Raw genomic sequence first — 25,250 nt, 5'->3', positions numbered from 1 at the left:
GAATGATTACCATTATTGCCGCGATAGGAAGCCGAAATGAATTAGGAAAAGACAATGATCTTATTTGGTATTTGCCTGCCGATCTAAAGAGGTTTAAAAAAGTCACCATTGGTAATTATATCGTTATGGGAAGAAACACCTATGAATCTATTGGGAAACCGCTTCCAAATAGAACAACGGTTATTATTACCAGAAATAAATCATATACTCAGGAAGGGTGTATTGTGGCACATAGTATAGAAGAAGCCCTTGAAATCTCCAAAGAACAGCAACACGTTTTTATTATTGGAGGGGCAGAAATATATAAACAATGTCTTCAAAATGATTTGGTAGATAGATTAGATATTACTAGGGTGCATGAGCAATTTGAGGCAGATGTTTTTTTTCCAGAAATTGATTCAAAGAAATGGGAGATAATCTCCAGAGAAGATCATGAAGCTGACGAGAAAAACAAATTTGACTATAGCTTTATAAGCTATCAAAAGAAGACTACCTAATTACTTGATTTGAATACCCTTCTAGTAGGGACATTCTATACTTTCGTTGGGCAAACTGGAAATAGTTGAACAATTTATAATTGACGTCATACCCATAATCTATATGAGGATCATAATCTATTTCATTTTGATAGATCAGATTATCGAACCGTAAAGGATTTCTGGCCCTGTAGTTCCAGGTAATTACATAATTTCGATTCTTTTGCTCCATGTACACTTGATTATGAAACCCAGGAGGTTTAGCAATAGAGTTCAAAAAGCCATTAAATCCGTCATCAATAATAATAATTTCATATTCTAAACTGTCATTAGCAATGACAACAGGCTCTTCTTTAGATGAGGTACTTTCAACCTTGTAGCTATTACATGCCAATACGAGCATACTCAAACAGAAAATTGAAATTATTTTAACTAGAGCTCTCATTATCAAATAGTTTATGATACATTAAATTTCTGAAAAAAAAATGAAAGTAGTATCATTAACATATAATTTTAACGTTTTATAAGGAAAACTTATCTTTAAGAGCTAAATTAATTATATGAAAACAAGATGTTTTTGGGTGAGTGATGACCCGCTATATATAGAATATCACGACAAAGAATGGGGTGTTCCAGTATATGATGATGATCGCTTGTTTGAGTTTTTGATTCTAGAAACTTTTCAAGCAGGATTGAGCTGGATTACTGTACTTAAAAAAAGAGAAAACTTTCGAAAAGCGTTTGATAATTTCGATTACAAAAAGATTGCTACATATCCAGAGTCAAAATACGAATCCTTGTTGCAAGATGCTGGAATCATTCGCAATAAATTAAAGATAAGAGCTACCATTTCTAATGCGCAAGCCTTTATGAAAGTACAAGAAGAATTTGGTTCTTTTTCAACATACATCTGGAAATTTACAGAAGGCAAACCAATTACCAATGTATTTAAGAAAAGAGAAGAAGTGCCAGCTACTACGGAGTTATCTGATGCAATCTCAAAAGATCTAAAGAAAAGAGGGTTTAAATTTGTTGGATCGACGGTTATCTATGCGCATATGCAAGCCACAGGAATGGTAAATGATCATACTACCGATTGTTTTCGATATAAAGAAGTATAAAAAAATGTACATTTATAAACTATAATCAAAATCAACCATAAAATGAAAATTAAACAGATACTTGTTGCACTATTTTTTAGCGGACTATTGGTCTCATGTGTAAATGATAAAAAAGAGGAAGCAGCGGATAAAAAAGATGGAACATTTAATCATGTTGTAGAGCAATTTGCGGATATTAGAGTACTTCGATATCAGATTCCTGGGTTTGATGAGCTAACACTTAAAGAGAAAAAATTAGTGTATTACATTACACAAGCAGGTTTAGCGGGAAGAGATATTATGTGGGATCAGAACTATCGTCATAACTTAGAAATTAGAAGGGCTTTAGAAAATGTCAATGCTAATTTTACAGGTGATAAGAATACAGATAATTTCAAAGCGTTTAAAACCTATTTAAAAAGAGTTTGGTTCTCAAATGGTATTCATCACCACTATTCAAATGCAAAAATAAAACCTGACTTTAGTAGGGACTATTTTGTGAATACCTTGCTTAAAAATTCGAATACAAGATTAAGTGCTGACGCTACAGATGTTATTTTTAATGATAAGGATGATAAAAAAGTAAATAAGAAGAAGGGCGTAGATAATATTTTAGCTTCGGCAATCAATTTTTATGGACCAGATGTTACGGATAAAGAAGTAGCTGACTTTTATGCAAAAGCCTATAAGGGGCCAAAAGGAATGCCTATTGAAGCAGGGCTAAATTCAAAATTAGTTAGGGAGAATGGAAAGTTAGTAGAGAAAGTATGGAAATCGGGAGGAATGTATGGTTCCGCTATTGATGAAATCATTGGTTGGTTAGAAAAAGCAAAAGGTGTAGCTGAAAATGAAAAACAGGCCAAGGCTTTAGGTCTTTTAATAGAATATTACAAGACAGGAAGTTTAGATGTTTGGGATCAATACTGTATTGCTTGGGTAACATCAACTGAAGGAAATATCGATTGGATTAATGGATTCATTGAAGTATATAACGATCCAAAAGGATATAGAGGATCGTACGAAACAATTGTAGAGATCAAAGATTTTGACATGTCTCGTAAAATGGCCGTATTATCGGAAAACGCACAATGGTTTGAAGACAATTCTCCTTTACAGGAAGAACATAAAAAGAAAAATGTAGTTGGAGTAACCTATAAAACGATCAATGTGGCAGGGGAAGCAGGAGATGCTTCGCCAAGTACGCCGATTGGCGTAAACCTTCCAAACAATAACTGGATTCGTCAAAAGCATGGATCTAAATCTGTTTCTTTAGGAAATATTGTAGGAGCCTATAATAATGCCGGAGGTACAGGAAGATTAAAAGAGTTTGCGCATGACCAAGAAGAAATAGACCTGGAAATTGCTTATGGAAAGGTTGCTGATAAATTGCATACCGCTTTGCATGAGGTAGTGGGGCATGCTTCTGGTGTTATCAATGATGGAGTAGGGCAGCCAAAAGAAACTTTACAGAATTATGCATCGACCATGGAAGAGGGTAGAGCAGATTTAGTCGGGTTGTATTATTTGATGGATCCTAAAATGCAAGAATTAGGATTGACAGATGACTGGGAAAAACTAGGAAAGGCAGCCTATGATGGGTATATCAGAAATGGTTTGATGACTCAATTGATTCGAATTAATTTAGGAGATGATATTGAAGAAGATCATATGGTAAACCGTCAATGGGTGTCGGCTTGGGCATTTGAGCAAGGCGCAAAAGACAATGTAATCGAAAAAGTTACTAGAGATGGAAAGACCTATTTCAAGATCAATGACTATGACAAGCTTCGTGAGATCTTCGGGCGTTTGTTACGAGAAGCACAACGCATCAAATCTGAAGGTGATTTTGAAGCTGCTAAGGCGTTAGTAGAAGGTTATGGTGTAAAGGTTGATCAGGCAATTCATAAAGAAGTATTGGATAGAAACAAACAATTTACAGCTGCTCCATACAGCGGTTTTGTAAACCCTGTTTTAGAACCAGTAGTAGATGCTGATGGGAATATTACCAATATTACCGTAAATCAACCTAAAGATTTTGAAGAACAAATGACATTCTATGCAAAAAACTATAGTTTTTTAAAACCTAAACAATAAATAACATTCTTAGTAAGTACAAAAACCGATTCTTATTAAGAATCGGTTTTTGTACTTTTAAAGCAAGAAAGAAAGTACATGGCAAAAAAAGTTAAGGATCCTGGATTTGGATATAGTTCTTTTAAGAATGCAAAGAGTATCATTAATAATGATGGTACTTCTAATGTGATTCACGTTAATAGAAAGAGAAGTTTGGATGATCTGTATACCTATTTTACGGAAATTTCTTGGTTTCGGTTTTTTGCATTGGTCATTTGCCTGTATACCTTATTGAATGTTCTTTTTGCATTTATTTATGTGGCTATAGGCATCGAACAAATAACACCATCAAAAGGAGTCTTTTGGGAAGATTTATTAAATGGTTTCTTTTTTAGCGCTCAAACCCTAACGACGGTAGGATATGGAGGAATCGCTCCGCAAGGAATGATCGCAAATATTATTGCGGCTTTTGAAGCGATGATAGGTTTATTAGGTTTTTCTTTTATAACAGGATTACTCTATGGACGTTTCTCAAAACCTAAGGCAGCTATTAAGTTTAGCGATCAATTTATTATTCGAGACTTTAAAGATGGGAAGGCTCTAATGTTTCGATTAATGAATAGTAGAAAAACGGTAATGATAGAGCCAGAGATCACGGTAATGTTATCGATTACAGATAAAAGTGATTCGGATGATTTTAAACGTAATTTTTACCAGCTTACCTTAGAGCGTAATAAGATTATGTATTTACCTACAATTTGGACAATTGTACATGAAATAAAAGAAGATAGTCCCTTATACAAGTATCTTGATCGAGATTTGACCAAGCTGGATGCCGAAATCTATATCTTACTAAATTATCATGAAGAATCTTTTGCACAAAAAGTGTACAATATTCACTCCTATAAGTTCGAAAAAATGGTTATGAATGTGCATTTTGAGCCTTCTTTTGCTTTTGACGCAGAAGGGAATACTGTGTTGGATCACGACAAATTAAATGAAGTAAATCCTATGTAATTTAATTACTGGTAAAGTATCTCAAAATAACAAAAATTGCAATTACAAGCGTTCCATAAATAGCTACTTTAAATCCTGCATTTTTATAAAACCGTTTGTGGTTTTTTGCATCTTTCCGATAACTGAATATCATTAAAGCAACAAAGGCAAGCACAAAGAATATGATGAAAATTATTCTACCAGTGGTGAACATAATTTGTATTTTTAGCAAAATTACAAATTAAATGCGAACAGCCATCGTTTTTGGAGCCACTTCTGGCATAGGAAGATCACTTACTGAGAAATTGATAGAAGATGGATATAAGGTAGCAATAACAGGAAGACGATTGGAGAAGCTAGAAGAGTTGAAGGCTAAGTATCCAGATCAAATCCTGATTAAACAAAACGATATTCGAGAAGTCGAAGAGGTACAAAAAGTGTTCGATGAAACTGTTGCCGAATTTGGCCATTTAGACTTGGTGATTCAATCTTCTGGAGTAGGGTTTATAAATCCGAAGTTGCATTGGGATAAAGAAGAACAGACGATAGAAACCAACATAGCAGGTGTAACCAAACTATATACGATTGTTTACAACTTGTTTAAATCACAAGGTTTTGGACATTTAGTCGGGATCACTTCAATAGCATCTTTAAGAGGAAGCAGAGCCGCACCTGTTTATTTTGCTTCAAAGGCATACCAGAAATCCTATCTGGAGGGACTGTATATCAAAACAAAGTCTATCAAAACAAAACAAGTATTTATTACGGACATCAGGCCTGGTTTTGTGGATACGGCAATGGCGTTAGGAGATGATATCTTCTGGATGGTTTCTCTGGAGAAAGCAACAAAACAAATATATCGAGCGATCAAAAAGAAGAAACGTGTCGCTTATATCTCTAAACGATGGGCGATTATCGCCTTTGTGTTAAAGATAGTGCCGGCATGGTTATTAAAAAAAACAACATAGTATGCAGAAAAAGAAACTAGTGGTTTTTGATATTGACGATACGCTGACTAAAAGTGAAGATCAACATCAGACCGCTTATGTGAACACCATGCGTCATTTTGGGATTCATGATATTGATCAAAATTGGAAAAACTATGTGCACCATACAGATAGCTATATTCTAAAGGAAAATTATGAACGTAATCTTCCGCAAAAATTTGACTTTTCTTTCATCCTTAAGTTCGAAAATAAAATGACTCTGGAGATTCAAAAATTAGCAAAAACTACTGAGATAAAAGGCGCAAAAAAAGCAGTGCGATACTTCATGGATCATACGGATTATGCAGTGTGTTTTGCCACAGGATCATTATTGGAACCAGCATGTCTAAAACTTGCGCAAGCTGGGATTCCCTTTGTACCGGAATTGGTGGTTGGATCGAACAATGTGTTCGAGAGAGAAGCGATTGTAAAAAGAGCGATAGAAAGTGCCAAAAGTTTTTATAAAGTAGATATATTTGAACAGATCATTTCTGTAGGAGATGGAATTTGGGATTTGAAAACCGCACGGAATCTCAACATCCATTTTATAGGAATTCTAGAAAAGAATCTAGAAGATTTTCGAAAAGAAGGACTCACCGTTCATATCAAGGATTGGCAGGATTTTGAGGTACAAAACATTGAAACACAATTAGGAATTAAATAATATATAGTACATGAAAAATAAGATAGCAGCAGTACATGAATTTCACTCAGCGTTTAAACTTGGGATTAAAAACACACCTACTGCACATATAGGTTCCGATAGGAATATGCTTCGATTTAACCTGATGAAAGAAGAGAATGAAGAGTATTTAGAAGCTGCAGAGAATAATGATCTGGTTGAAGTCGCAGATGCTTTAGGAGATATGTTATATATTTTATGTGGTACTATTATAGAACACGGAATGCAGGACAAGATAGAAGAGGTGTTCAATGAGATCCAGCGCAGTAATATGAGTAAGCTTGGTCAAGATGGAAAACCTATTTATCGAGAAGATGGAAAAGTACTGAAAGGACCAAATTATTTTAAACCAGATATAGAAAGTATATTAAATAAATAGAAAAAGAGTGCGCTTTTAGCGCACTCTTTTTTATCTAGGATATTCCCCACAGATTTCACCTAGTAACGCGAAATTTTCAATTATAGTTATTGCCAAAGTATTCTTTCACTTTAGCATTAAAAAAGATCAGAAGTAATGAAACGATAGCGATGAGCATTCCGATATAAGCTCCAGCAGGAATAGCAATCATAATGTTTACAAGAAAGATTGCTTTTGCAGCATTACTATTTCTTTTTAAAATAGTAAAGACTAATAGGACAAAGCTTATAATATATGCAATACCTGTATAGACCATCCATATAGGATTTAAATCTCCAACCTGAATATTATTAGTTGTAAATACGTAATAAAAGACAAATGGGAGAATCATCATTAAAGCATTTAAGATAAAAATAATTCTTAGTGGAATTGGTTTTTTAATGGATGTGTTTTTTGTTTTCATATGAATAAAATTAAATTAATATGACCAGTCGTCATATTTTTGATGTAAAAAAATTAAACTAATATTTGAGTAAAGATTAAATTGTAAAAATCGTCTAAAGGTTTTCCATTGGCTGTAGATTTCATTCTGACCAAGGCTCCGTGCCAACTATTAAGAATAAATGCTCCCATAGATTTGGTATCAATGTTATTATCGATTTCTTTTGATTGCTTAGCCTCGTTTAAACATTGTACAATAATATGTTCGCACTTGTTAAACTCATCATCCAGTACCTGTCTAAAACGTTCATTAGTATCTCCCAGTTCTTGAGAAAAATTGCCCATAACACAACCCAATTTGAAGTCAAGATCTTTCACATAACCTTTGATCATACCCTTATAGAAAGCTTTCATTCGAGTCAAAGGAGATTCTTTTGATTGCAGTAAACCTTTTTCATGAAATTGAACTCCATTGTCACAATAATGTTGCAAAACGGCCAAACCAAATTCCTCTTTACTACTGAAATGATTGTAAAAGGAACCCTTGGGAATGTCAATGCTATCTGTAATTTCCTTAACTCCAGTATGATGATATCCATTCAAGAACATCAGATCTAGCCCTGTTTTAACAATATCTTCTCTATGGATCTTTCGTTTCACATTTCAAATATAATGACCAGTCGTCATATATGCAAATGTTTCAGTAATTTTTGATTTAAATACTTTCGAGAATTGTAATTCTGTTTCCACTAGGATCAAAGAATCGAATTTCGTTGGTTTCCCAGGCAGTATTAGGATAGACATTCTTTTTAGTAATGACTTTTTGTTCTAGTAGTTGCTGTTGTATGTATGCCAAGTTTTGAACCTCAAATTTCAAGTCAGTGCTGGTCATGTCTTTTGGAAACTGAAACTGTAAATGAATCAGTTGATTGTGCTTTTTGAGTACTGCATAATCCATAGGACCTTCTTGATAATTCGTGCTATTATAGACATTTTCAAAACCTACGTTTTTTTCGTACCATGCCGCATCACGCGCAACATTTTCTGACGCCAACACAGGGCTTGTGAACTTAAATATAGTTTCTTGGGCATCTGCATATTGATCAAACTGGCTGGTTCCAACTTCTTGACCAAATGCTAATGTATATCCGTCTGGATCTTTAATAGCAAATTCATAGCATCCATACGCTTCTTTATGTTCAGGAGGATAATCGATAATAACACCCTTGTCTGTAAATTCTGTAAATAAGGCATCCGCATCTTCTACCCAGAAATAGGCATCCCAAGATTTTTCGTTATTATTCACCTGCTTGCTTTCTGTTTCCTGTAACATCACGATCATGTTATCTCTTCGCGGCATAGAAAAGAAAGCAGGATCTCCCCATAGTCCGGTATTTGTAAAACCTAATACATTACAATAGTAATCAACTGACTTATGAATATCAGTAACAAAGAATAAAGGAGCAGAACCGAGTAGCTTGTTAGTCATTTAATCGTTTTTTTCTAATAATTACTTTTTCTAAACTATCTAAAGGTTTAATGATTCTATTTTTAAAATCAATACCACTTTGAATTTGTGAGTTTACAATATAGTAATAATCACTTTTAGAAACTTCACCGGTTGTAGAAGCATCAAAATCTTCTCCAGAATCTAAGAGTTCAACTTTGGTGATTTCAGTAAAGTCTTCATTTACATAAAATTTAGATATTTTTGAACTTTGATGACCTATAAAGTAATCTTTGTAAAATGTCAAACCATCAATTCCCTTGGCATGTTTAGTGTCGCGTTCCTTTAGCAGTTGATACTTTTTACTATCCATGTCTATTTTTAGAATACCTTGGATGGTAGAGACAAACAAGGCATTAGCTTTTTCAACATACTCAATTCCATTTGGGAAGCGATAATCTTTTAACGCAAGAAATAGTGCTAAGCTGTCATTCTTTTTACTGATCCAATAAATTTCATTATTTGCAGATTCTGTTGCAAAAATACTTCCGTCAGGCATTATGGTTAAATCATTAAATGCTGATTTTGGTTCATGTAATTGATATTCTTTGATCAGCTTCTTTTTTTCAATATCAAAAACAGAAATGGTGGTAAGCCAATCTTTATTAGGTAATGGATTTATAAGAGGCATTACTTCATGAATATGCGCTGTATTAACCCATAGTAAGCCATTTTCAGCATCTACTTTCATTCCCAAGATACTCCAAACGCTATCTTGCTCCTGAGATATAAAATCCGACACCGTTCCATCCGGTGTAATCTGGACGATCTTTCTTTTGTAAGTACTGCCAATATAAATGATCCCAGTTCGCGAATCTACGGCAACTCCTTCAGGAATAAGGTCGACTTCCTCCAAGATAAAATCTTTTGTTGATGGAACCTTCTCACAGTTATAAAGACAGAGCATGAATATGAGGAAAATACTTACTAATTGAGTTTTCATTTGATTGTTTCTGAGGTTAACGGAGATTGTATAAATCTAAAGAATCAAATGAAAAACCGTTGTCAAAATTTTCTTAAAAATCAATGAAAGCGATAAAAAATAAATTACAATTCAAAAACTTGTCCATCGACAGCAAATCGAAACCCAAGATTCTCTAACGCTTTTTTCTCCTTCGCATTTGGCTGCAGTACAGGATTGGTATGATTAAAGTGAATAAAAATGACCTTATTCTTCACTTCTTTAGTTTCGTTTTGAAATAAAGCGACTGTTTCCTCGATAAATGGATGTGGTATTTCGGACATAGGTCGATTGATTTCTCCATTTTTAAAGAATGTTGCGTCTAAGAATGCATAGTCTACATTTTTTACTTCCGCTACTATGTCTTTTTTCCAAACACTCCATTTGTTAATATCAGGAATGAACAAAGCCGTTTTGTTAGGTCCTTGAATTTTGTATCCTACTGTTTCTGAAAACTCATCTCGATGAGGTACAATAAAAGGAGTAACTTTTAAATGGCTATTAAGGGTAATAGTACTGTCATTTTCAATCGCAGAAAGCTTAATGTTGTTAAGCGCTACTAACTGACTCCATGGACCATTTGTTTCTAAATAGCTTTTCATTTTAGGCATAGCATATACCTTTGTATTCTTTTTGCCTAAAGCTTCTTTTCCAAAATACATAAGTCCAGTATAATGTCCAATATGAGCGTGGGTTAAGAAGATGCCATCAATTAAATAATCTTTTTTTACCTGTTTTTCTAAATCAGCTAACTGAGTAGAAATGTCTGGCGTAGCTTCAAACAACCATTTTTGCTGATTCACTTTATCAACCAAACCTAAAGACACAACACGCTGTTGTTGCTGTGTGCCGTTGTAAAAATTAGCACAGCAAGCTCTCTGACACCCAATATGTGGATACCCAGCATCTTGGGCCGTTCCTAAAACAGTAATGTATTGTTGCGGAGAAGTAGGCTGTATTTTTTCAGGAGTTGTATGGCAACTCCATAATATTAATAAGAAAAGAATACAGGCTTTTTTCAATGATTATACTTTATAACACCAACCGTGGATATCATCCACTCCGGTATTGTATTGAATATCCATTAATTTCTCTTTAAAGAAACTAGCATAAGAGTTTTCTAATTTTGGTAGTTCAAATGTCTCGCCTCCATGACCAAATCCTGCAATCGGATTGATTACCGCAGCAGTACCAGATCCAAAGATTTCTTGTAAAGTACCGTTCTTGGCAGCCTCTTTAATTTCAGCAACTCGTACTCTTCTAATTTCTACTTCCATGTTGTTATCTTCTGCTAACTGAATGACACATTTTCTTGTAACTCCATCCAGAATTCGATCATTACTTGGAGCAGTAATTAAGGTGTCACCAATCCTAAAGAAGATGTTCATCGTTCCAGCTTCTTCTAAATATTCATGTGTGCTCGCATCCGTCCAGATGATTTGTTGAAATCCTTGTTTTTGAGCCAAGCTCGTTGGATAAAACTGAGCACCGTAATTTCCAGCTGCTTTTGCAAATCCAACACCACCATCTGCAGAACGACTATATTTTTCAGAGAATAATACGCGTACTTCTTCTTCATAGTAAGACTGTGCTGGCGAACAAATGATCATGAACTTATAATTTTCCGCAGGCGAAGCAGAAATGGCACCTTCGCTCGCAATGGCAAAAGGTCTAATATATAATGAATTTCCACGTCCTTTTTTGATCCAATCTTTTTCTAAGTGCAATAAAGTTTTTAAGCCTTCAAAGAAATAATCTTCTGGAAACTCAGGAATCGCCAATCGTTTAGAAGAAATATTGATTCGTAAATAGTTTTCATGTGGTCTGAATAACAAGATGTTATCGTTGTCATCTTTATAGGCTTTCATGCCTTCAAAAACAGCCTGACCATAATGAAAAACTCTGGCAGAAGGATCTAGCTGAAGCGGCCCGTATGGTTTAATAACAGGTTGTTGCCATTCACCATTCACAAAGTCACACTCAAACATATGGTCCGTAAAGATTTTACCGAAAGGTAAGTGTTCAAAATTTACTGTATTTATTTTGGAAGTTTCTACCTTTTCTACTCGAATCTCTGTAACCATGTAACCTTATTTTTTGTTCTGCAAAGGTACGAAATTTGTCGCATTTTTTGGGAGTCATTACATACAGATTTTTAATTCTAAGCTGTATCTTTGTAGGAATCATTTAAATATCGAATCATGAAAAAGTATGTGTTATTATTAGCGGTAGTAGGAATGTTCTTTACTGCTTGTAAAACGTCAACATCTGAAAACAAAGAAGTTAAAAAGGAAAAAGTAGCAATAGACTACGACAAGTTTGGTGAGGAAATCACTGATAAAGAAGCGCTAAACTCCAAAGAAATGCTTGCTCAATTTAAAAGCATGAAAGTAGGAGATTCTGTTCAGGTTAAATTTGCATCAAGTATTAATGAAGTATGTTCTAAAAAAGGCTGCTGGATGAAACTTTCCTTAGCTGACGGAACCGAAACAATGGTGCGTTTTAAAGATTACGGATTTTTTATGCCCTTAGATTCTAAAGGAAGAGAAGTTGTTGTTGATGGAATGGCATTTGTAAAAGAAACTTCTGTAGCGGACTTAAAGCATTATGCCGAAGATGCTGGGAAGAGTAAAGAAGAAATTGAAAAGATCACAGAACCTAAAGTAGAGTTCGCTTTTGAAGCATCAGGAGTACTGATGAAGAAATAATCGTTTTGAAACGCGAGATCATTACTACTGCGGATGGCTCTACAACGATCCATTTACCAGATTGGAATGAACAATATCATTCTAAACATGGCGCTATTCAGGAAGCCTATCATGTATTTATTAAACAAGGCTTAAGTCTGTTTGAAAAGCAAGATATCTCCATATTGGAAATTGGGTTTGGAACTGGATTGAATGCACTAATCACTTTTCTGGAAGCTAGTGACAGAACGTTGAATGTTCATTATATCGGAGTAGAAGCGTATCCCGTAGCATCTGATGAGGTTTCAAAACTAAATTATGTTGAAGCATTAAAGGCTAAAGAGCATGCAACTGTTTTTGAACAGTTGCATGCTCAGTCTTGGAATAAATTGCACGCTATTTCACCTTTTTTCTCACTAGAAAAAAGACAGCAATTTTTCGGTCAGATCGCCGATAGAAATGTATTCAACCTGATTTATTTCGATGCTTTTGGAGCTAGAGTTCAACCAGAACTATGGACAGAAGCTATTTTTACAAAGATGTATCAAGCTTTAAGACCTAATGGTGTTTTGGTTACGTATTCAGCAAAGGGAAGCGTGCGCAGGGCAATGCAATCTGTTGGGTTTTCTGTGGAGCGATTGCCTGGGCCTCCAGGTAAGAGAGAAATGTTACGTGCTGTAAAAGAAGCTTAAATTTTTATCTGATTACCTCCTGTAATATTCAATTGTTCATCCTGAACAAAAGTGATTAAACGCATATTGGAATACTTCTTGGGAATGTCAATCTTCATGTTACCTTGAGACTTTTGTAAAGAGTGTTCTTTTTGAACAATAACTATATTGCTATTACTAAGATTTTTATGTGCATTTTCACCGTGTCTCACTTGTGTTGTTTCTTTGTCAAGAACTAAGGCAAGTACTACCTTTTTATCTTTTATCTCTCCATTAACCTTGAATGTTACTTCCAATTGATTTCCCTTTTTCGTTGAGTTTAATTGTACTGTATTAGTAGTCCTCTTCCTTAAATATTGCTTTACTTTTTTTCGGAGTATATATTCATCAGAACCTATGAAATGTTCTTTTCCATTGACTACAATTTGAGGTGTGTACACTCTACGTTCTTTAAATTTAGTAGCATAGGCATATTGCATTTCAGTGTATTCTTTTTTCCCAAAAGGATCCTTCCACCCCAATCGATCCCAGTAGGTAACATGATACGATAAGATCATCACATTTTTATCGTTATATTCTTTTTTGATTTCCTCAGCCAAAACATCCGCCGCAGGACAACTACTGCATCCTTGTGAAGTAAATAACTGCATCACTACAAAAGATGTGTCTGGTTTAATTCTTGTTTCTTCTGAAGAAATAATTAGACTTGTTCCTAATAACAAAAAGAAAAAATATCGCATATAAATTGTATTTATTAACCAATCAGTCGAGATAAATAAAAACCCTTACCCCTCTAACGTTATCAAAAGCGTTAAATTTTTATCTTAGCAAAAAACTTCACTTCATGGAATTTAAAAGAAGATTCGGCAAACGTAAAAAAACGAACTCAAAAAGAGGTTTGATGTTAGTTATTTTATTGATCATCGTATTACTAATATGGTACAACGCTGAAGGAATAATGGCAAATTTATTTAATAAATAATTACTTCATAAAGTGCCTGTCCTTCCAGGTGTAACCTGAAAAAACAGTGAGTATTAGGATAAAAGTACTCACAAAAGGGTACACAAAACTACTTATGATATAGAATGAAGGTTTTTGCTCTCTTGTAAAGAACCTATTGAATTTTTGGTATAACAGAAAATCTGCTGTTGCTTTTAGTACGAAAATAACGAGTAAAAACTGAAGCGTAAACACTTGAAATATAGTTAAGAGAAAGCCTGTAACAAATCCCAGATTTCCCAGAACAACTAGCAGGCCCACTAGCTTGGTAAAGGAATTTTTATAATGAGAAGATTTTGAAGCCCAACGCACGCGTTGTTCTATAAATCCCTTCCAATTTTTTTCGGGAAGAGTTGTTACTAAGGCGGCCTCCGATTTTAAAAAATGTACTTTCTTTTTATCCAGTCGATACATTTTTTCGAATAAAAAGACGTCATCTCCACTTGCTATGGTGTTATTATCTTGGAAACCGTTTACTGATGAAAAGGCTGATTTGGTATACGCCAAATTAGCACCATTGCACATTATGGCGTTTTCTATACCAAAACTACCAATAGTAACTGTCTGTAGTGTATGAAATTCGATATATTGTAGAATACTTAAAAAAGAAGACCCTTTATGATAACTTACAGGTCCAGCGATCATAATCACCTCGTGTTTTTGGATATAGGCATTATAGCATTGTAGCCAATTTTTTGGCAGTGAGCAATCGGCATCCGTGGTAATGATCCATTCGTGTGCAGCATGCTGAATTGCAGTCTGAATGGCGTCTTTTTTGGGCGAAGCAAAAGCTCTAACATTCTTTAAAATACGAATGTTGGATTTCGTTGAATCTTCAAGGCCTTTAACATATTTAGTTATTATGGATACTGAATTATCTGTGGAATCATCATCGACAAAAATAAACTCGACATGCTTTAAAGGATAATTCAAGCCTTTAATAGATGCTAATAATTGAGGGAGGGATTCAGACTCATTCCTAAAAGGAATGATAACCGAAAAAGACACTTTGGATGATGTATTCAGAAATTTAAATTCAGAAACCCGATCAAAGCCGATCAGAAAACGTATCATAAGGATACAATAACATGTTATGATAATCAATACTGCGATCATTCTAAAGCAGGTTTTAATTTCAACATGAAAAAACTACCTATTAATGCAGGAATGGCAAAATTTAAGATCCACATTAAGGTTGTTATTGTTATAATCATAATTGGATTCACGTTGAAAAAAGAAAAAACTAGAATGGATACCGATCCTTTTAATAGAAAATCGAACACTGGTAGAATAGGTACAACAGAAGTGAGTCCATACATGGAAGTGATACATGCCATAGCTTCAATATAACTCATGTCAATTTCAAAAAGAGTGATCAAGAAATAAAACTGATGAGAAAATATGAGATATCTGATCAAGGATAACAAAAACGCCTTTCTGTTCTGCGGTTCACTTCTGAAGTTAAAACCAATAAAAAATTTTGATAACCAGGTGCCGAAAAAATGAAACCTATGCTTAAAAAAGAAAAGGATCAATATTGCTAAGATTCCTGTGAGAAAAATGAGAAAAATAGTGGAAATAAACCCTGTATCAAAGTATTTAAACAAGTATACTATGCCCCAAACCCCCAGTCCTAATGAAATGACCAATTGATATATGTTTCCAATAAATGCAGCCAGTGCTATTTCCTTTCTTTCCTCTTTTGGATAGTACAAAATCTTTACACCGTACTCGCCTGTCCTGACCGGAGTGACCATCGCTAATGTAGACGATGCTAATGTTTGAATGCCGGCAATTGACCATGAGATAGGGTGAACTTTCTTTGCTAAAAACTGCCATTTAGTAATTTCCAAAATCCAATTAAAAAGAGTAAAAAACAACAATAAAAGGATGTTTTTTGTTGAAAAAACGTCAAAATTGACTAAAAAATACCAAAAATTGTCGAATTTAATATTTTTATTATGTGCAATTTTATCATAAATAAAGTAACAACAACCAATAACTATTGCTAGTTTTGAGACAAGCCATAAGAATTGTTTAGATTTGTATGATATCGAGCGCAACACAATCACAAAGAACGTAAAATTTGGGTGTAGAAAAAATCATTTTAGGAATTGATCCGGGAACAACCATCATGGGGTTTGGTCTCATTAAAGTAGTTGGTAAGAAAATGGAGTTCATTCAAATGAACGAATTGCAGTTAAAGAAATATGATGATCATTATGTCAAACTAAAGCTCATCTTTGAAAGAACCATCGAATTGATCGAAACGTATCATCCCGATGAAATTGCCATTGAAGCACCTTTTTACGGGAAAAATGTACAGTCTATGTTAAAACTTGGAAGAGCGCAAGGGGTAGCCATGGCCGCTGGATTGTCCAGACAAGTTCCCATAACAGAGTATTTGCCAAAGAAAATTAAGATGGCTATTACTGGAAACGGAAATGCGAGTAAGGAACAGGTAGCGAAAATGCTGCAAAGTTTATTGGGCTTAAAAACATTACCTAAAAATTTAGATGCAACAGACGGTTTAGCGGCAGCTGTATGCCATTTTTATAATGCTGGAAAAATAGTAGAAGGAAAAAACTATACCGGATGGGCAAGTTTTGTAAAACAAAATCCTAAAAAAGTAACATAATATGAATTCTCAAAATACCTGTAATAACTGTCATCAAGAAGTTCAAGGCGATTTTTGCCAGCATTGTGGTCAGCGTGAAGGCATAGGTAAAATTACTTTTAAAGAAACATTTCAGGATTTCGTGGATATGGTATTTTCAGTAAATGCCCCGCTAATGAAGACGCAAAAACTACTCATCACTAACCCTGGGAAGTTGTTTCGAGAATATTTATCCGGTAGGAGAAAGACCTATTATAAGCCCGTTTCGTTTTTCATTATTGCAACGGTGATCTATATTGTTTTGAGATCTCTCATTCAATACGATCCAATGGAAGGGGCAGTAGCTAACGGACCGAAGAATTTTGAGAGCTCCATATTTATGAAAGCGGGAAAATACATGGTTACAAACATTAACAATATTATGTTCCTCTATGTATTTACCATGGCGTTGTTTTTAAAGACATTTTTTAGTCGAAGAAATAGTTTTGCAGAATACGTAGCGATCGCTTTCTATTTGGTAGGAGTTTATAGCATTATTGGAACCATCGCGATGTTTTATTTAAAATATGTAGATCCACGGTATAAAATGATTCCGATGCTCATTTTTGTGATCTATATGATCTATGCACTAACTTCCTACTTTAAAAATCGGAGTTTCCTGACCATAGTAAAGTTAGTATTTACCTACATTCTTTCCTTTGCTTTTTATGCAGGTTTAGGATATGCATTGTCATTTTTGATTGTTTGGTTAAAGAATTGAGTTATGGCAGGAATCTATATCCATATTCCGTTCTGCAAACAAGCTTGTTATTATTGTGATTTTCATTTTTCAACGTCATTGAAAAAGAAGGATGCTCTAATAATTTCGATAGTCAAAGAAATAGCATTACGTAAAAACGAATTGGGTGGAGAGACAGTGGAGACCATTTATTTTGGAGGAGGTACTCCTAGTATGTTGCATCAATCTGAAATTGATCAGATCATTGATGCGGTGTACAAATTTCATACGGTTATTGATGATCCTGAGATAACCTTAGAAGCAAATCCTGACGATCTAGAGGAGTCGAAGATCTTGGAGTTAGCAGGTAGTAAAATAAATCGTCTAAGCATTGGCGTGCAGTCTTTTTTTGAAGAGGATCTACAACTTATGAATCGGGCGCATAATGCCTATGAAGCAAAAGAATGTCTATCGCTTGCAGTGAAACATTTTGAAAACATTTCGATAGATCTCATCTACGGAATTCCCGGATTAACAGATGAAAAATGGAAAGAAAACATAGCGACGGCTTTGGACTTTAAGATTCCACACATTTCTAGTTATGCATTAACAGTAGAGCCTAAAACCGCACTAGAAGCATTGATCAAAAAAGGGAAGATTCAAGATACAGATGATGTACAAGCCGAAAGACAGTTTCATATCCTCATTGATATGTTAGATGCACAGAATTTTGATCATTATGAATTGTCAAATTTTGGAAAGAAGGGCTTTTATAGTAAGAGCAACTCTGCATACTGGCAAGGAAAATCGTATATAGGTATCGGGCCTTCAGCACATTCTTTTGATGGCAAAAAAAGAGGGTGGAACGTGAGGAATAATGCGAAATATATTAATTCTCTGGAAGGGGATGAACTACCGATAGAAAGAGAGCTATTATCGACAACGGATAGATACAATGAATACATCATGACTGGCTTGAGAACGATCTGGGGTGTTTCTTTAGAGAAGGTTGAGATTGACTTTGGGAAAGATTATTTAGGGTATTTATTAGCGCAATCTGATAAGTATCTTTCCGAAGATTTATTGTATATTGAAAATGAAAAATTGAAGACAACGCAAAAAGGAAAATTTTTATCCGATGGCATTGCCTCAGACTTATTTAAACTGAACTAACCTTGATAGCACAAATACATTATAATTCCAGAAAATACTCCATAGACCTTACAAAGCCAATTGATATTTCTATTGCGCTAGATCCTAAAAAAGAGAATGTAAATGCCTGGTATATTGGGCCACCTAAGATCTATCCAGTGTCTACAGATGAGTGGACAGGTAGTGTAGCTCAAGGGTTTGATGTGAATTTTAATATGATAGAATTTAATCCACATTCACACGTAACACATACAGAAACGGTAGGACATATTACGGAAACGGTGCATTCGATCAATCAGCATCTAAAACAACACTTTTTCTTGACAGAAGTAGTTACCATTGCACCAGAGGCAAAAGATGAGGATTTCTTTATTTCTAAAAGACAATTACAATATGCTTTAGGAAACAAAAAACGTGATGCGATCGTGATTCGAACACTACCGAATTTAGAGGATAAAAAATCAATGCAATACTCAAATACGAATCCACCTTACATGCTCGAGGAAGCTGCGATTTATTTGCGGGAAAAAGGTATTAAGCACTTGTTGATCGATCTACCTTCTGTAGATAGAGAAAAAGATGATGGGAATCTATTATCTCATAATGCATTCTGGAACACTTCAGGGAAGTTGCGATTAGATGCGACGATCACGGAGTTTATTTTTGTACCGAATACAGTGGAAGATGGAACCTACTTCTTAAACCTGATGATTGCACCGATTGAGAATGATGCCAGTCCAAGTAAACCGATGTTGTATAAATTAGAATAGTGAGTTTTAATCTTGGTCTAATCCATTCCAGTCATATAATCCGTACCAATACCAATCAAAGTTTTGATTGCAGTCAGGATTAATATAACCGTATTTTAATTCCATATTTTTTAAATTATAAACCGTAAAATAATAAGTGTCTTTAAATTTTAGGCTATTGACGATAGATTTTATGGAATCAATTTGAGCGTTAGAAACTTCTTTATCGATTACCAGCGTAATTGGATGGATATTTTCTTCAACCTTCCTACCCATGTAACCTTTTAATAGAGACTCGGCATAATCATCTATCGTTTTCAGAGGTTTAGAAGAATCTTCTCCTCCTTTTACCGTTAAACAGTTATTTTTCCAGCCAATATAAAGTGTTGGATATTTGTAAGAATCAATTTGATGTAAAGATGTTAATATATTGGCATTGGGAATGACTATTTTTAAATTATACTCCTTTAAATAATGAGACCAATTATCAGTCACTTTCATCATTACATGTTCAAGGCTATCGTCTTCGACAATTACAAACAGTGAATCTTTGGTCTTATTAAATCGGTATTTTAAGGTTGAAGTCCCATCATGATTAGGATAATTCGGGTCATTAGGGAAATGAAGAAATAGTTTAGTTGAATTTACTTCCCAGGTTCCAATAGATTTTCTGCAATAAGACCATGAGACGACGGAGTCTTGATAAAGCTGTAATTGATTTTGAAAGCCAGTGGGACGATCATCCCAAATACCAATAAAATCGTTCTTTAAATGCTCATTTGAGCAGTTATAGAAAGCTATAGAAAGTAAAGCAAGAACCATTGTCTTTTTCATAATCGCAGCATGGATTTATTTTAAAAATAATCAATTTTAAATAAACCCAGCTCCTAGTGCTACGGAAAGTAAAATAAGCATGATAGCAACCGTGGTTTGTAAAAACTTCAAGGTTACTTTTTTAAGTAGTTTGTTTCCGAGATAAGCACCAGAAATAGCAGCGATTGTAGCCGCTGCAACTAAGGTCATGTTTTCGTACAAACCTGAACTCGAAAACTTGGTAGCATATACCCCCAAACGTGTAAAATCTACAAAGGTAGAAACGACGACTGCGGTTCCAATAAAGGCTTCTTTAGACAAACCTGCTTTGATAAGGAACGCACTTCGTAAGGCTCCCTGATTCCCTGAAAGTCCACCAAAGAATCCACTTAAAGCACCTCCTAATGGTAGTTTTTCTTTACCGAATTCCATTTTTTGAAAACGTGGAATCAGGTCCAAAACAGCAAAGAATATGAGTAATACAGAAATCACAAATTTTACCGGATATACAAAGAATTCTTTTCCGAATAGTTCATAACTAAATAACGGTTGTGCATCTGGAATCAGAAATAATACCCAGGCTCCTAAAAAAGCAAAGATCACCGCGGTAATTCCAAAGCGGATCAACACTTTTTTATCAGAGTTCTTTCCAACCAAAATAATCTTGAAGAGGTTGTTGAAAAAATGAACAACTCCAGTTAAGGCAATGGCAAGTTCTACTGGAAAGAATGCCATAAAAACAGGTGTTAATATGGTACCTAGTCCAAAGCCTGAAAAGAATGTTAAGATAGCTGCGATAAATGCTACTGCGCAGATAAGAATGATTTCCATAGGTAGGTTTTATAGGTTTCTAAATTAAGAAATCTTTCTACCTAAAGAATATTAATTTTTTAAATATTTCTTAGGTATTCCCTCTTTTCCACTGGAGCTCATAGTCCAGATCATGTTGGCAATCCACCAACGCCCTTCAGAATAGATCAATTGATAACTTCCTAGACCCCATCCTTCAATACCCTCAGAATCTTTGCCGTAAAAACTCTGGATTACCTGAGCAATCCCATTGTACTCTTCTATGATTTGTCCTTTACCTATTTCAAAGTAACCTTTGCTATAATATTCATCTGTTAATGTAGCGGTAAAGGCTTCTAGATTCATAGTTTCGTGCAATCTTTTACCATTTTCTTCACCAACTACTGTAAAACGAGCCGTAGGTAGGAACAAGGTTTTAAAATAGGTGGTATCTATTTTTTCTCCTTTTTTTACAGAAATCACTTTTTGAGTTTCTTTAACGATGCTCAGAACATCTTGAAAAACGTTTTTCTTTTGCGCAAAAGATAAATGTGCACAAAACAACAATAAGAATAGAATAAATCGTGTCATGATGAATTGATTTGTCTTCAAAATTAGAAAAGAGAGGTATTGAAACTGCAAGAAATTGTTAATTAACAATACTTTAAGTCAGAAGTGAATACCTAAGACACTTACATTTGAATAAAACGTCGAGCCACTTTCTTGCAAAAAAGTATGTCCCGCTTATCGGCTGGAAACAAGCCTTTAACATTATCGGATTTTTTGGGTATTTCACTTAAAATAGTCGCTACAAAAACCGAAGCGGTTAAATAAGCTCCTAGTTTATTGGGGTGACTCCCATCTCGAGCATATAAACGAATAGTTGGACGCAGTTTCCTCGCATACGCCCATGCCTCGCCGACAGGAACGAACACTCCTTTATTAGAGCTAGCAATCTCGGTATATACTCGGGTAATGTTTTTTTGAAGTTTTGGCGTACTTTCTCGAGCCCACGTACCATAGAAGTATGGTTTGGCATTATGCCTTTTTATAAAGCTTGAGAATAGTTTCGCATATTTTTTTAATGTATCAGGGCGCCGCAAGGCAGCCATACTCTGTCCTTGAAGAACCACAATGTCAAAATTCCCTTTTCGAATGAGCTCTTTGGTTTTCATTCCGCGGAGGCCTAACCAATGCTCTCGAAGTCTAGCACCGCCAGGAGCACTCCTTTGAGTAATAAGCTTTGTCTGAGTACCATTACTGATATGAGCAACCATTTTTGGCATTTGCTCGTAATAGGTATAGCTGTTACCCACAAATAAGATTTTTAGTGAATCTTTGTTTGTTTGAGCATAGCCGTCTAAATCTGCAAATAGCAGCAAAACGGCTATACTTAGAAACAGTTTTTTACTTGCTTGATTCAGCGATTTCATTAATTTCTTCTTGTGTAAAAGCTCTAAAGGCAAATTTATAACCTTCATAAGCAGCGATACCATAAAAAATGACATCCATAAAGCTAAACGATTCTCCCATTATTTCAAATAGTACTGAATAATCGATTTGTGCTAAAGCATCAAAATAAGATAAATCCCCATATTCCGCAGCAAAACCAACAATACTCAATAAATTTCCTAAAGCACAGCTCAGTACGGCGATAATGGCCCCGGTAATTCCGAATATTTGATCCACGCCTTTACCAAAATAGCGCATAGAAAATCCTACTCCAGCCCCAATGGCTATGGCCATGTAGCCTATTTGATAACCTGTAGAGACTGTAATCATTCCCCATAGAAGCGCTCCAATAAGACCTACAAGAATTCCAGAAAATAAAGCCATTTGAAAGTTTTGTTCTCCTCTAAATTTGTCCAAATGTTTGTCTGAAATATTTGCAATAATCTTGTGATTTTCTTCAGCAATTGCTTCTTCAGAAACTACTTCTTTTACGTGTTCATCTAAATTAAAATTAGGGCATTCGTCTGTGAAATCAGGTTTTCGATCCGTTAAATTGCAAAGAATTCCTTGTTGAAAGTCCATTTTTCGATTGGTGCATTTTTTGCAAAATGCAAGTTGCTGATCTAGTGTCATAGCATATTTTTTAAGGTTAATTGACGGGCAAGATATATTTTTTGTTCGGGAATAACAAATTGAGGATATTTACAATAAATTAAAAATCATGCATATAGAACAACTTCGACAGTATTGCATTTCAAAGAAGGGAACTACAGAAGAATTTCCATTTGACAATGATACGTTGGTATTTAAAGTGATGGGGAAGATGTTCATTATGGTACCTTTAGATAGGTGGGAGCAAAGACATGACGTGGCCATACTTAAATTAGATCCAGAATGGGCATTAGAACTGCGAGCATCTAATGAGGGTATCATTGGAGGTTTCCAACAAGGAAGAAAACCAGACGCAAAATATACACGCACTAAGCATTGGAATACTGTCGTCAACAATCAAGATGTCCCAGATAATTTTGTAAAAGAATTGATTGACCATTCGTACAATTTGGTGGTAAACGGATTCACCAGGAAATTGAAAACTGAATTCGATAAACTCTAATGTTCTATTCGATATTTAGAAGGTGTTTTCTTTTTTATGGATAGAAACTGCCTATTGAAATTAGATAGATTTCGAAAGCCACATTGGTAGGCTATTTCTGCTATCGATAATTCGTGATTACTAGTTAAAAGTTTACTGGCATTTTCGACCCGTAATTCACTCAAGAATTGAAAATAGGTCTTGTTTGTTCGTTTTTTAAAATATTTGCAAAAGGCATTCTTTGTCATATTGGCAACTGTAGCAATATCATCTAATGTTATATATTGTTGGTAGTGATTCATAGTGTGTTCCATAACATCTTGCATGCGTTTCCCTTCAATATCGGTGTATTTCTTTTCGTAAACAAAAGAGGAGAGTGTTTTAGTTTTAGTACTTGAAAGTATCTTTACGATCCTTAAAAGAGTGACAAAACGATCAAACTTAGAAGCTTTCTTAAGCGAAGTAAAAAGTTCTTTTAATGCGGCCGTGGAAATTGCTTTGAACCCATTTTCGGCCTTCTTGAAAAACGAGTGTAGCGTTCTTAATTCTTCCAATTCGAAAAAAGAACCACCAAAAGCACTCTTGGTGAAAAAAAGTGTAAGCATCAATGATTTATCCGTTAGACCATTATCACTCTTAAATACATGTGGTAGATTCCCACCTATAACTAACACATCACCCTCTTTATAATCGTTAATAGTATCTCCCACAATTAAGGTGCCAGAGCCCTTAGCAATTAAACTTACCTGTATCTCTTTATGCTGATGAAACTTATCATAAAAAATGTACTCATGATCTTCTTGATAGATAAGAGCATCATACTCAGGTTTGGGGATTTGAAATGGTAAAACTTTCATTGGAATCATATAATTCTACATCAAATATATGCAAATACTATTCTTAATTTGTGTTTGATTTAATAATTAGGATAATATACTATTAATAATGGATAAATATCGATTACTTAATTACACATGTCAAAACTAACTTTACAGTACTCAAAAAAAAGAAAAAATGAGCATACAATGGAAAGGCGTAATGCCTGCAGTTACCACAAAATTTACAGACAATGATACCTTAGATTTGGAAATGTTTCAAATCAATATTGATGCACAATTAGACGCTGGTGTGCATGGAATAGTTTTAGGAGGAACATTAGGAGAGGCGAGTACTTTATTAGATGAAGAAAAGAGAAAGCTAACTCAGTTTACCGTAGACAATGTTAAAGGAAAAGTTCCGGTATTAATGAATGTCGCCGAGCAATCTACTAAAGGAGCGATTGCCGCTGCTCAGAAGGCAGAAGAAGATGGTGCTAGCGGACTCATGATGCTACCGCCCATGCGATATAAAGCAGGAGACAGAGAAACCGTTGAATATTTCAAGGCAGTGGCTAATAATACTTCATTACCGATTATGGTATATAACAACCCTGTGGACTATAAGGTAGAAGTCACTTTGGAAATGTTTGATGAATTATTGAAGTGTGATAACATCGAGGCTGTAAAAGAATCTACCAGGGATATTTCGAATGTCACTAGAATCAAGAATAATTTTGGAAATCGATTAAAAATCATGACAGGTGTTGATACTGTGGCTTTAGAAAGTTTATTAATGGGAGCGGATGGATGGATTGCAGGACTTGTTTGTGCTTTTCCAAGAGAAACAGTGGCTATTTATGAATTGCAAAAAGCAGGTAGAATTCAAGAAGCTATAGAAATTTATAGATGGTTTCTACCATTGTTAGAGTTAGATATAAACCCTAAATTGGTACAGAATATCAAACTGGCAGAAGTATATACTGGAATTGGAACGGAAAATGTTCGCGCTCCTCGCTTGCCATTATTTGGAGAAGAGCGCACTCATGTCATAAACGTAATTGAATCTAGTTTAAAGAATAGGCCTACGTTACCTGACTATAAAAATATATAA

General features: G+C 34.8%; 31 protein-coding genes. 15 read left to right on the top strand and 16 right to left on the bottom strand.

Features of this window, described 5'->3' with window-relative positions:
• Nucleotides 1-2 precede the first annotated feature (2 nt).
• Complete coding sequence (locus tag RQM59_RS08220) at nucleotides 3-497, top strand: dihydrofolate reductase (protein ID WP_349241621.1); 495 nt, start codon at nucleotides 3-5, stop codon at nucleotides 495-497.
• On the opposite strand, the gene RQM59_RS08215 is transcribed toward RQM59_RS08220, so the two are convergent.
• The gene (locus RQM59_RS08215; RefSeq protein ID WP_349241620.1) at nucleotides 490-921 is read right to left on the bottom strand and encodes a DUF6146 family protein; all 432 of its coding nucleotides are present in this window, start codon (nucleotides 919-921) and stop codon (nucleotides 490-492) included. The genes RQM59_RS08220 and RQM59_RS08215 overlap by 8 nt on opposite strands.
• A gap of 115 nt (nucleotides 922-1,036) precedes the next feature.
• Between RQM59_RS08215 and RQM59_RS08210 the strand changes: the two genes are divergently transcribed.
• The 6 genes from RQM59_RS08210 to RQM59_RS08185 all read left to right on the top strand — a co-directional run bounded on the left by RQM59_RS08210 (nucleotide 1,037) and on the right by RQM59_RS08185 (nucleotide 6,692).
• Complete coding sequence (locus RQM59_RS08210; RefSeq protein WP_349241619.1) at nucleotides 1,037-1,597, top strand: DNA-3-methyladenine glycosylase I; 561 nt, start codon at nucleotides 1,037-1,039, stop codon at nucleotides 1,595-1,597.
• A gap of 42 nt (nucleotides 1,598-1,639) precedes the next feature.
• Nucleotides 1,640-3,670, top strand: a complete 2,031-nt coding sequence (locus tag RQM59_RS08205) for a dipeptidyl-peptidase 3 family protein (protein WP_349241618.1) — start codon at nucleotides 1,640-1,642, stop codon at nucleotides 3,668-3,670.
• Between the two features lie 78 nt (nucleotides 3,671-3,748).
• On the top strand, nucleotides 3,749-4,666 hold the full coding sequence (locus RQM59_RS08200; RefSeq protein WP_349241617.1) for an ion channel: 918 nt from the start codon (nucleotides 3,749-3,751) through the stop codon (nucleotides 4,664-4,666).
• Between the two features lie 224 nt (nucleotides 4,667-4,890).
• Complete coding sequence (locus tag RQM59_RS08195; RefSeq protein WP_349241616.1) at nucleotides 4,891-5,613, top strand: SDR family NAD(P)-dependent oxidoreductase; 723 nt, start codon at nucleotides 4,891-4,893, stop codon at nucleotides 5,611-5,613.
• Nucleotide 5,614: 1 nt separating this feature from the next.
• The gene (locus RQM59_RS08190; RefSeq protein WP_349241615.1) at nucleotides 5,615-6,295 is read left to right on the top strand and encodes an HAD family hydrolase; all 681 of its coding nucleotides are present in this window, start codon (nucleotides 5,615-5,617) and stop codon (nucleotides 6,293-6,295) included.
• Between the two features lie 10 nt (nucleotides 6,296-6,305).
• Nucleotides 6,306-6,692 carry a pyrophosphohydrolase domain-containing protein gene (locus tag RQM59_RS08185; protein WP_349241614.1) on the top strand — a complete coding sequence of 129 codons (387 nt, stop codon included), beginning with the start codon at nucleotides 6,306-6,308 and terminating at the stop codon, nucleotides 6,690-6,692.
• Nucleotides 6,693-6,768: 76 nt separating this feature from the next.
• Here the strand turns inward: RQM59_RS08185 and RQM59_RS08180 are convergent, their stop codons facing one another.
• From RQM59_RS08180 to RQM59_RS08155, 6 genes are all read right to left on the bottom strand, one after another.
• Entirely contained in the window at nucleotides 6,769-7,134 is a 366-nt protein-coding gene (locus tag RQM59_RS08180; protein ID WP_349241613.1) for a hypothetical protein, read from the bottom strand.
• 53 nt (nucleotides 7,135-7,187) lie between these two features.
• On the bottom strand, nucleotides 7,188-7,772 hold the full coding sequence (locus RQM59_RS08175) for a TetR/AcrR family transcriptional regulator (RefSeq protein ID WP_349241612.1): 585 nt from the start codon (nucleotides 7,770-7,772) through the stop codon (nucleotides 7,188-7,190).
• A 55-nt stretch (nucleotides 7,773-7,827) separates the two neighbouring features.
• On the bottom strand, nucleotides 7,828-8,601 hold the full coding sequence (locus RQM59_RS08170) for a VOC family protein (RefSeq protein ID WP_349241611.1): 774 nt from the start codon (nucleotides 8,599-8,601) through the stop codon (nucleotides 7,828-7,830).
• Nucleotides 8,594-9,562: an NHL repeat-containing protein gene (locus tag RQM59_RS08165; protein ID WP_349241610.1), complete on the bottom strand. Its 969-nt coding sequence runs from the start codon at nucleotides 9,560-9,562 to the stop codon at nucleotides 8,594-8,596. Before RQM59_RS08165 ends, RQM59_RS08170 begins: the two co-directional genes overlap by 8 nt.
• Nucleotides 9,563-9,666: 104 nt before the next feature.
• Nucleotides 9,667-10,602: an MBL fold metallo-hydrolase gene (locus tag RQM59_RS08160; RefSeq protein ID WP_349241609.1), complete on the bottom strand. Its 936-nt coding sequence runs from the start codon at nucleotides 10,600-10,602 to the stop codon at nucleotides 9,667-9,669.
• A 3-nt stretch (nucleotides 10,603-10,605) separates the two neighbouring features.
• The gene (locus RQM59_RS08155; RefSeq protein WP_349241608.1) at nucleotides 10,606-11,664 is read right to left on the bottom strand and encodes a branched-chain amino acid aminotransferase; all 1,059 of its coding nucleotides are present in this window, start codon (nucleotides 11,662-11,664) and stop codon (nucleotides 10,606-10,608) included.
• A 117-nt stretch (nucleotides 11,665-11,781) separates the two neighbouring features.
• Here RQM59_RS08155 and RQM59_RS08150 point away from each other — a divergent pair, with 117 nt between their 5' ends.
• On the top strand, nucleotides 11,782-12,288 hold the full coding sequence (locus RQM59_RS08150; protein ID WP_349241607.1) for a DUF4920 domain-containing protein: 507 nt from the start codon (nucleotides 11,782-11,784) through the stop codon (nucleotides 12,286-12,288).
• Nucleotides 12,289-12,293: 5 nt separating this feature from the next.
• On the top strand, nucleotides 12,294-12,959 hold the full coding sequence (gene mnmC2, locus RQM59_RS08145) for a tRNA (5-methylaminomethyl-2-thiouridine)(34)-methyltransferase MnmC2 (RefSeq protein ID WP_349241606.1): 666 nt from the start codon (nucleotides 12,294-12,296) through the stop codon (nucleotides 12,957-12,959).
• Here the strand turns inward: mnmC2 and RQM59_RS08140 are convergent.
• The 3 genes from RQM59_RS08140 to RQM59_RS08130 form a co-directional block, all read right to left on the bottom strand.
• Nucleotides 12,956-13,678 (bottom strand): DUF1223 domain-containing protein, encoded by a 723-nt coding sequence (locus RQM59_RS08140; protein WP_349241605.1) that lies wholly within the window; start codon nucleotides 13,676-13,678, stop codon nucleotides 12,956-12,958. The genes mnmC2 and RQM59_RS08140 overlap by 4 nt on opposite strands.
• A 242-nt stretch (nucleotides 13,679-13,920) precedes the next feature.
• The gene (locus RQM59_RS08135; RefSeq protein ID WP_349241604.1) at nucleotides 13,921-15,012 is read right to left on the bottom strand and encodes a glycosyltransferase; all 1,092 of its coding nucleotides are present in this window, start codon (nucleotides 15,010-15,012) and stop codon (nucleotides 13,921-13,923) included.
• Between the two features lie 38 nt (nucleotides 15,013-15,050).
• Nucleotides 15,051-15,791: a lysylphosphatidylglycerol synthase domain-containing protein gene (locus RQM59_RS08130; RefSeq protein ID WP_349241603.1), complete on the bottom strand. Its 741-nt coding sequence runs from the start codon at nucleotides 15,789-15,791 to the stop codon at nucleotides 15,051-15,053.
• Nucleotides 15,792-16,024: 233 nt separating this feature from the next.
• Here RQM59_RS08130 and ruvC point away from each other — a divergent pair, with 233 nt between their 5' ends.
• Genes ruvC through RQM59_RS08110 form a run of 4 tightly spaced genes read left to right on the top strand, consistent with a single transcriptional unit; the run spans nucleotide 16,025 to nucleotide 19,195 of the window.
• Nucleotides 16,025-16,576 carry a crossover junction endodeoxyribonuclease RuvC gene (gene ruvC / locus RQM59_RS08125; protein ID WP_349241602.1) on the top strand — a complete coding sequence of 184 codons (552 nt, stop codon included), beginning with the start codon at nucleotides 16,025-16,027 and terminating at the stop codon, nucleotides 16,574-16,576.
• Between the two features lies 1 nt (nucleotide 16,577).
• Nucleotides 16,578-17,315, top strand: a complete 738-nt coding sequence (locus RQM59_RS08120) for a DUF3667 domain-containing protein (RefSeq protein ID WP_349241601.1) — start codon at nucleotides 16,578-16,580, stop codon at nucleotides 17,313-17,315.
• Nucleotides 17,316-17,318: 3 nt separating this feature from the next.
• On the top strand, nucleotides 17,319-18,446 hold the full coding sequence (gene hemW / locus RQM59_RS08115) for a radical SAM family heme chaperone HemW (RefSeq protein ID WP_349241600.1): 1,128 nt from the start codon (nucleotides 17,319-17,321) through the stop codon (nucleotides 18,444-18,446).
• Nucleotides 18,447-18,448: 2 nt separating this feature from the next.
• Nucleotides 18,449-19,195, top strand: coding sequence for a cyclase family protein (locus RQM59_RS08110; protein ID WP_349241599.1), 747 nt, complete (start codon nucleotides 18,449-18,451; stop codon nucleotides 19,193-19,195).
• A 6-nt stretch (nucleotides 19,196-19,201) separates the two neighbouring features.
• Here the strand turns inward: RQM59_RS08110 and RQM59_RS08105 are convergent, their stop codons facing one another.
• From RQM59_RS08105 to RQM59_RS08085, 5 genes are all read right to left on the bottom strand, one after another.
• Nucleotides 19,202-20,008: a hypothetical protein gene (locus RQM59_RS08105; protein WP_349241598.1), complete on the bottom strand. Its 807-nt coding sequence runs from the start codon at nucleotides 20,006-20,008 to the stop codon at nucleotides 19,202-19,204.
• 36 nt (nucleotides 20,009-20,044) lie between these two features.
• The gene (locus RQM59_RS08100) at nucleotides 20,045-20,818 is read right to left on the bottom strand and encodes a sulfite exporter TauE/SafE family protein (protein ID WP_349241597.1); all 774 of its coding nucleotides are present in this window, start codon (nucleotides 20,816-20,818) and stop codon (nucleotides 20,045-20,047) included.
• Between the two features lie 51 nt (nucleotides 20,819-20,869).
• Entirely contained in the window at nucleotides 20,870-21,367 is a 498-nt protein-coding gene (locus RQM59_RS08095; RefSeq protein ID WP_349241596.1) for a hypothetical protein, read from the bottom strand.
• A 101-nt stretch (nucleotides 21,368-21,468) separates the two neighbouring features.
• Nucleotides 21,469-22,209 carry an SGNH/GDSL hydrolase family protein gene (locus tag RQM59_RS08090; protein WP_349241595.1) on the bottom strand — a complete coding sequence of 247 codons (741 nt, stop codon included), beginning with the start codon at nucleotides 22,207-22,209 and terminating at the stop codon, nucleotides 21,469-21,471.
• A complete protein-coding gene (locus RQM59_RS08085; RefSeq protein ID WP_349241594.1) occupies nucleotides 22,184-22,861 on the bottom strand; it encodes a hypothetical protein in 678 nt (225 codons plus the stop codon). The genes RQM59_RS08090 and RQM59_RS08085 overlap by 26 nt, the downstream gene beginning before the upstream one ends.
• Nucleotides 22,862-22,949: 88 nt before the next feature.
• Here RQM59_RS08085 and RQM59_RS08080 point away from each other — a divergent pair, with 88 nt between their 5' ends.
• Nucleotides 22,950-23,342, top strand: coding sequence for an MmcQ/YjbR family DNA-binding protein (locus RQM59_RS08080; protein ID WP_349241593.1), 393 nt, complete (start codon nucleotides 22,950-22,952; stop codon nucleotides 23,340-23,342).
• Here RQM59_RS08080 and RQM59_RS08075 read toward each other — a convergent pair.
• Nucleotides 23,339-24,178: an AraC family transcriptional regulator gene (locus RQM59_RS08075; protein WP_349241592.1), complete on the bottom strand. Its 840-nt coding sequence runs from the start codon at nucleotides 24,176-24,178 to the stop codon at nucleotides 23,339-23,341. The genes RQM59_RS08080 and RQM59_RS08075 overlap by 4 nt on opposite strands.
• Nucleotides 24,179-24,335: 157 nt before the next feature.
• Between RQM59_RS08075 and RQM59_RS08070 the strand changes: the two genes are divergently transcribed.
• Nucleotides 24,336-25,250 carry a dihydrodipicolinate synthase family protein gene (locus RQM59_RS08070; protein ID WP_349241591.1) on the top strand — a complete coding sequence of 305 codons (915 nt, stop codon included), beginning with the start codon at nucleotides 24,336-24,338 and terminating at the stop codon, nucleotides 25,248-25,250.

Origin of the sequence: Asprobacillus argus (assembly GCF_032248395.1) — a bacterium.
GTDB classification, from domain to species: domain Bacteria; phylum Bacteroidota; class Bacteroidia; order Flavobacteriales; family Flavobacteriaceae; genus Polaribacter; species Polaribacter argus.
This window is presented reverse-complemented; position numbering and strand designations above follow the sequence as displayed.

Bases quoted from the DNA above. Each gene is read 5' to 3' on its own strand.
- RQM59_RS08220 (WP_349241621.1), top strand. From the start codon at position 3: ATGATTACCATTATTGCCGCGATAGGAAGCCGAAATGAATTAGGAAAA.
- RQM59_RS08215 (WP_349241620.1), bottom strand. From the start codon at position 921: ATGAGAGCTCTAGTTAAAATAATTTCAATTTTCTGTTTGAGTATGCTC.
- RQM59_RS08210 (WP_349241619.1), top strand. From the start codon at position 1,037: ATGAAAACAAGATGTTTTTGGGTGAGTGATGACCCGCTATATATAGAA.
- RQM59_RS08205 (WP_349241618.1), top strand. From the start codon at position 1,640: ATGAAAATTAAACAGATACTTGTTGCACTATTTTTTAGCGGACTATTG.
- RQM59_RS08200 (WP_349241617.1), top strand. From the start codon at position 3,749: ATGGCAAAAAAAGTTAAGGATCCTGGATTTGGATATAGTTCTTTTAAG.
- RQM59_RS08195 (WP_349241616.1), top strand. From the start codon at position 4,891: ATGCGAACAGCCATCGTTTTTGGAGCCACTTCTGGCATAGGAAGATCA.
- RQM59_RS08190 (WP_349241615.1), top strand. From the start codon at position 5,615: ATGCAGAAAAAGAAACTAGTGGTTTTTGATATTGACGATACGCTGACT.
- RQM59_RS08185 (WP_349241614.1), top strand. From the start codon at position 6,306: ATGAAAAATAAGATAGCAGCAGTACATGAATTTCACTCAGCGTTTAAA.
- RQM59_RS08180 (WP_349241613.1), bottom strand. From the start codon at position 7,134: ATGAAAACAAAAAACACATCCATTAAAAAACCAATTCCACTAAGAATT.
- RQM59_RS08170 (WP_349241611.1), bottom strand. From the start codon at position 8,601: ATGACTAACAAGCTACTCGGTTCTGCTCCTTTATTCTTTGTTACTGAT.
- RQM59_RS08165 (WP_349241610.1), bottom strand. From the start codon at position 9,562: ATGAAAACTCAATTAGTAAGTATTTTCCTCATATTCATGCTCTGTCTT.
- RQM59_RS08155 (WP_349241608.1), bottom strand. From the start codon at position 11,664: ATGGTTACAGAGATTCGAGTAGAAAAGGTAGAAACTTCCAAAATAAAT.
- RQM59_RS08150 (WP_349241607.1), top strand. From the start codon at position 11,782: ATGAAAAAGTATGTGTTATTATTAGCGGTAGTAGGAATGTTCTTTACT.
- RQM59_RS08140 (WP_349241605.1), bottom strand. From the start codon at position 13,678: ATGCGATATTTTTTCTTTTTGTTATTAGGAACAAGTCTAATTATTTCT.
- RQM59_RS08135 (WP_349241604.1), bottom strand. From the start codon at position 15,012: ATGATACGTTTTCTGATCGGCTTTGATCGGGTTTCTGAATTTAAATTT.
- RQM59_RS08120 (WP_349241601.1), top strand. From the start codon at position 16,578: ATGAATTCTCAAAATACCTGTAATAACTGTCATCAAGAAGTTCAAGGC.
- hemW (WP_349241600.1), top strand. From the start codon at position 17,319: ATGGCAGGAATCTATATCCATATTCCGTTCTGCAAACAAGCTTGTTAT.
- RQM59_RS08105 (WP_349241598.1), bottom strand. From the start codon at position 20,008: ATGAAAAAGACAATGGTTCTTGCTTTACTTTCTATAGCTTTCTATAAC.
- RQM59_RS08100 (WP_349241597.1), bottom strand. From the start codon at position 20,818: ATGGAAATCATTCTTATCTGCGCAGTAGCATTTATCGCAGCTATCTTA.
- RQM59_RS08095 (WP_349241596.1), bottom strand. From the start codon at position 21,367: ATGACACGATTTATTCTATTCTTATTGTTGTTTTGTGCACATTTATCT.
- RQM59_RS08090 (WP_349241595.1), bottom strand. From the start codon at position 22,209: ATGAAATCGCTGAATCAAGCAAGTAAAAAACTGTTTCTAAGTATAGCC.
- RQM59_RS08085 (WP_349241594.1), bottom strand. From the start codon at position 22,861: ATGACACTAGATCAGCAACTTGCATTTTGCAAAAAATGCACCAATCGA.
- RQM59_RS08080 (WP_349241593.1), top strand. From the start codon at position 22,950: ATGCATATAGAACAACTTCGACAGTATTGCATTTCAAAGAAGGGAACT.
- RQM59_RS08075 (WP_349241592.1), bottom strand. From the start codon at position 24,178: ATGAAAGTTTTACCATTTCAAATCCCCAAACCTGAGTATGATGCTCTT.
- RQM59_RS08070 (WP_349241591.1), top strand. From the start codon at position 24,336: ATGAGCATACAATGGAAAGGCGTAATGCCTGCAGTTACCACAAAATTT.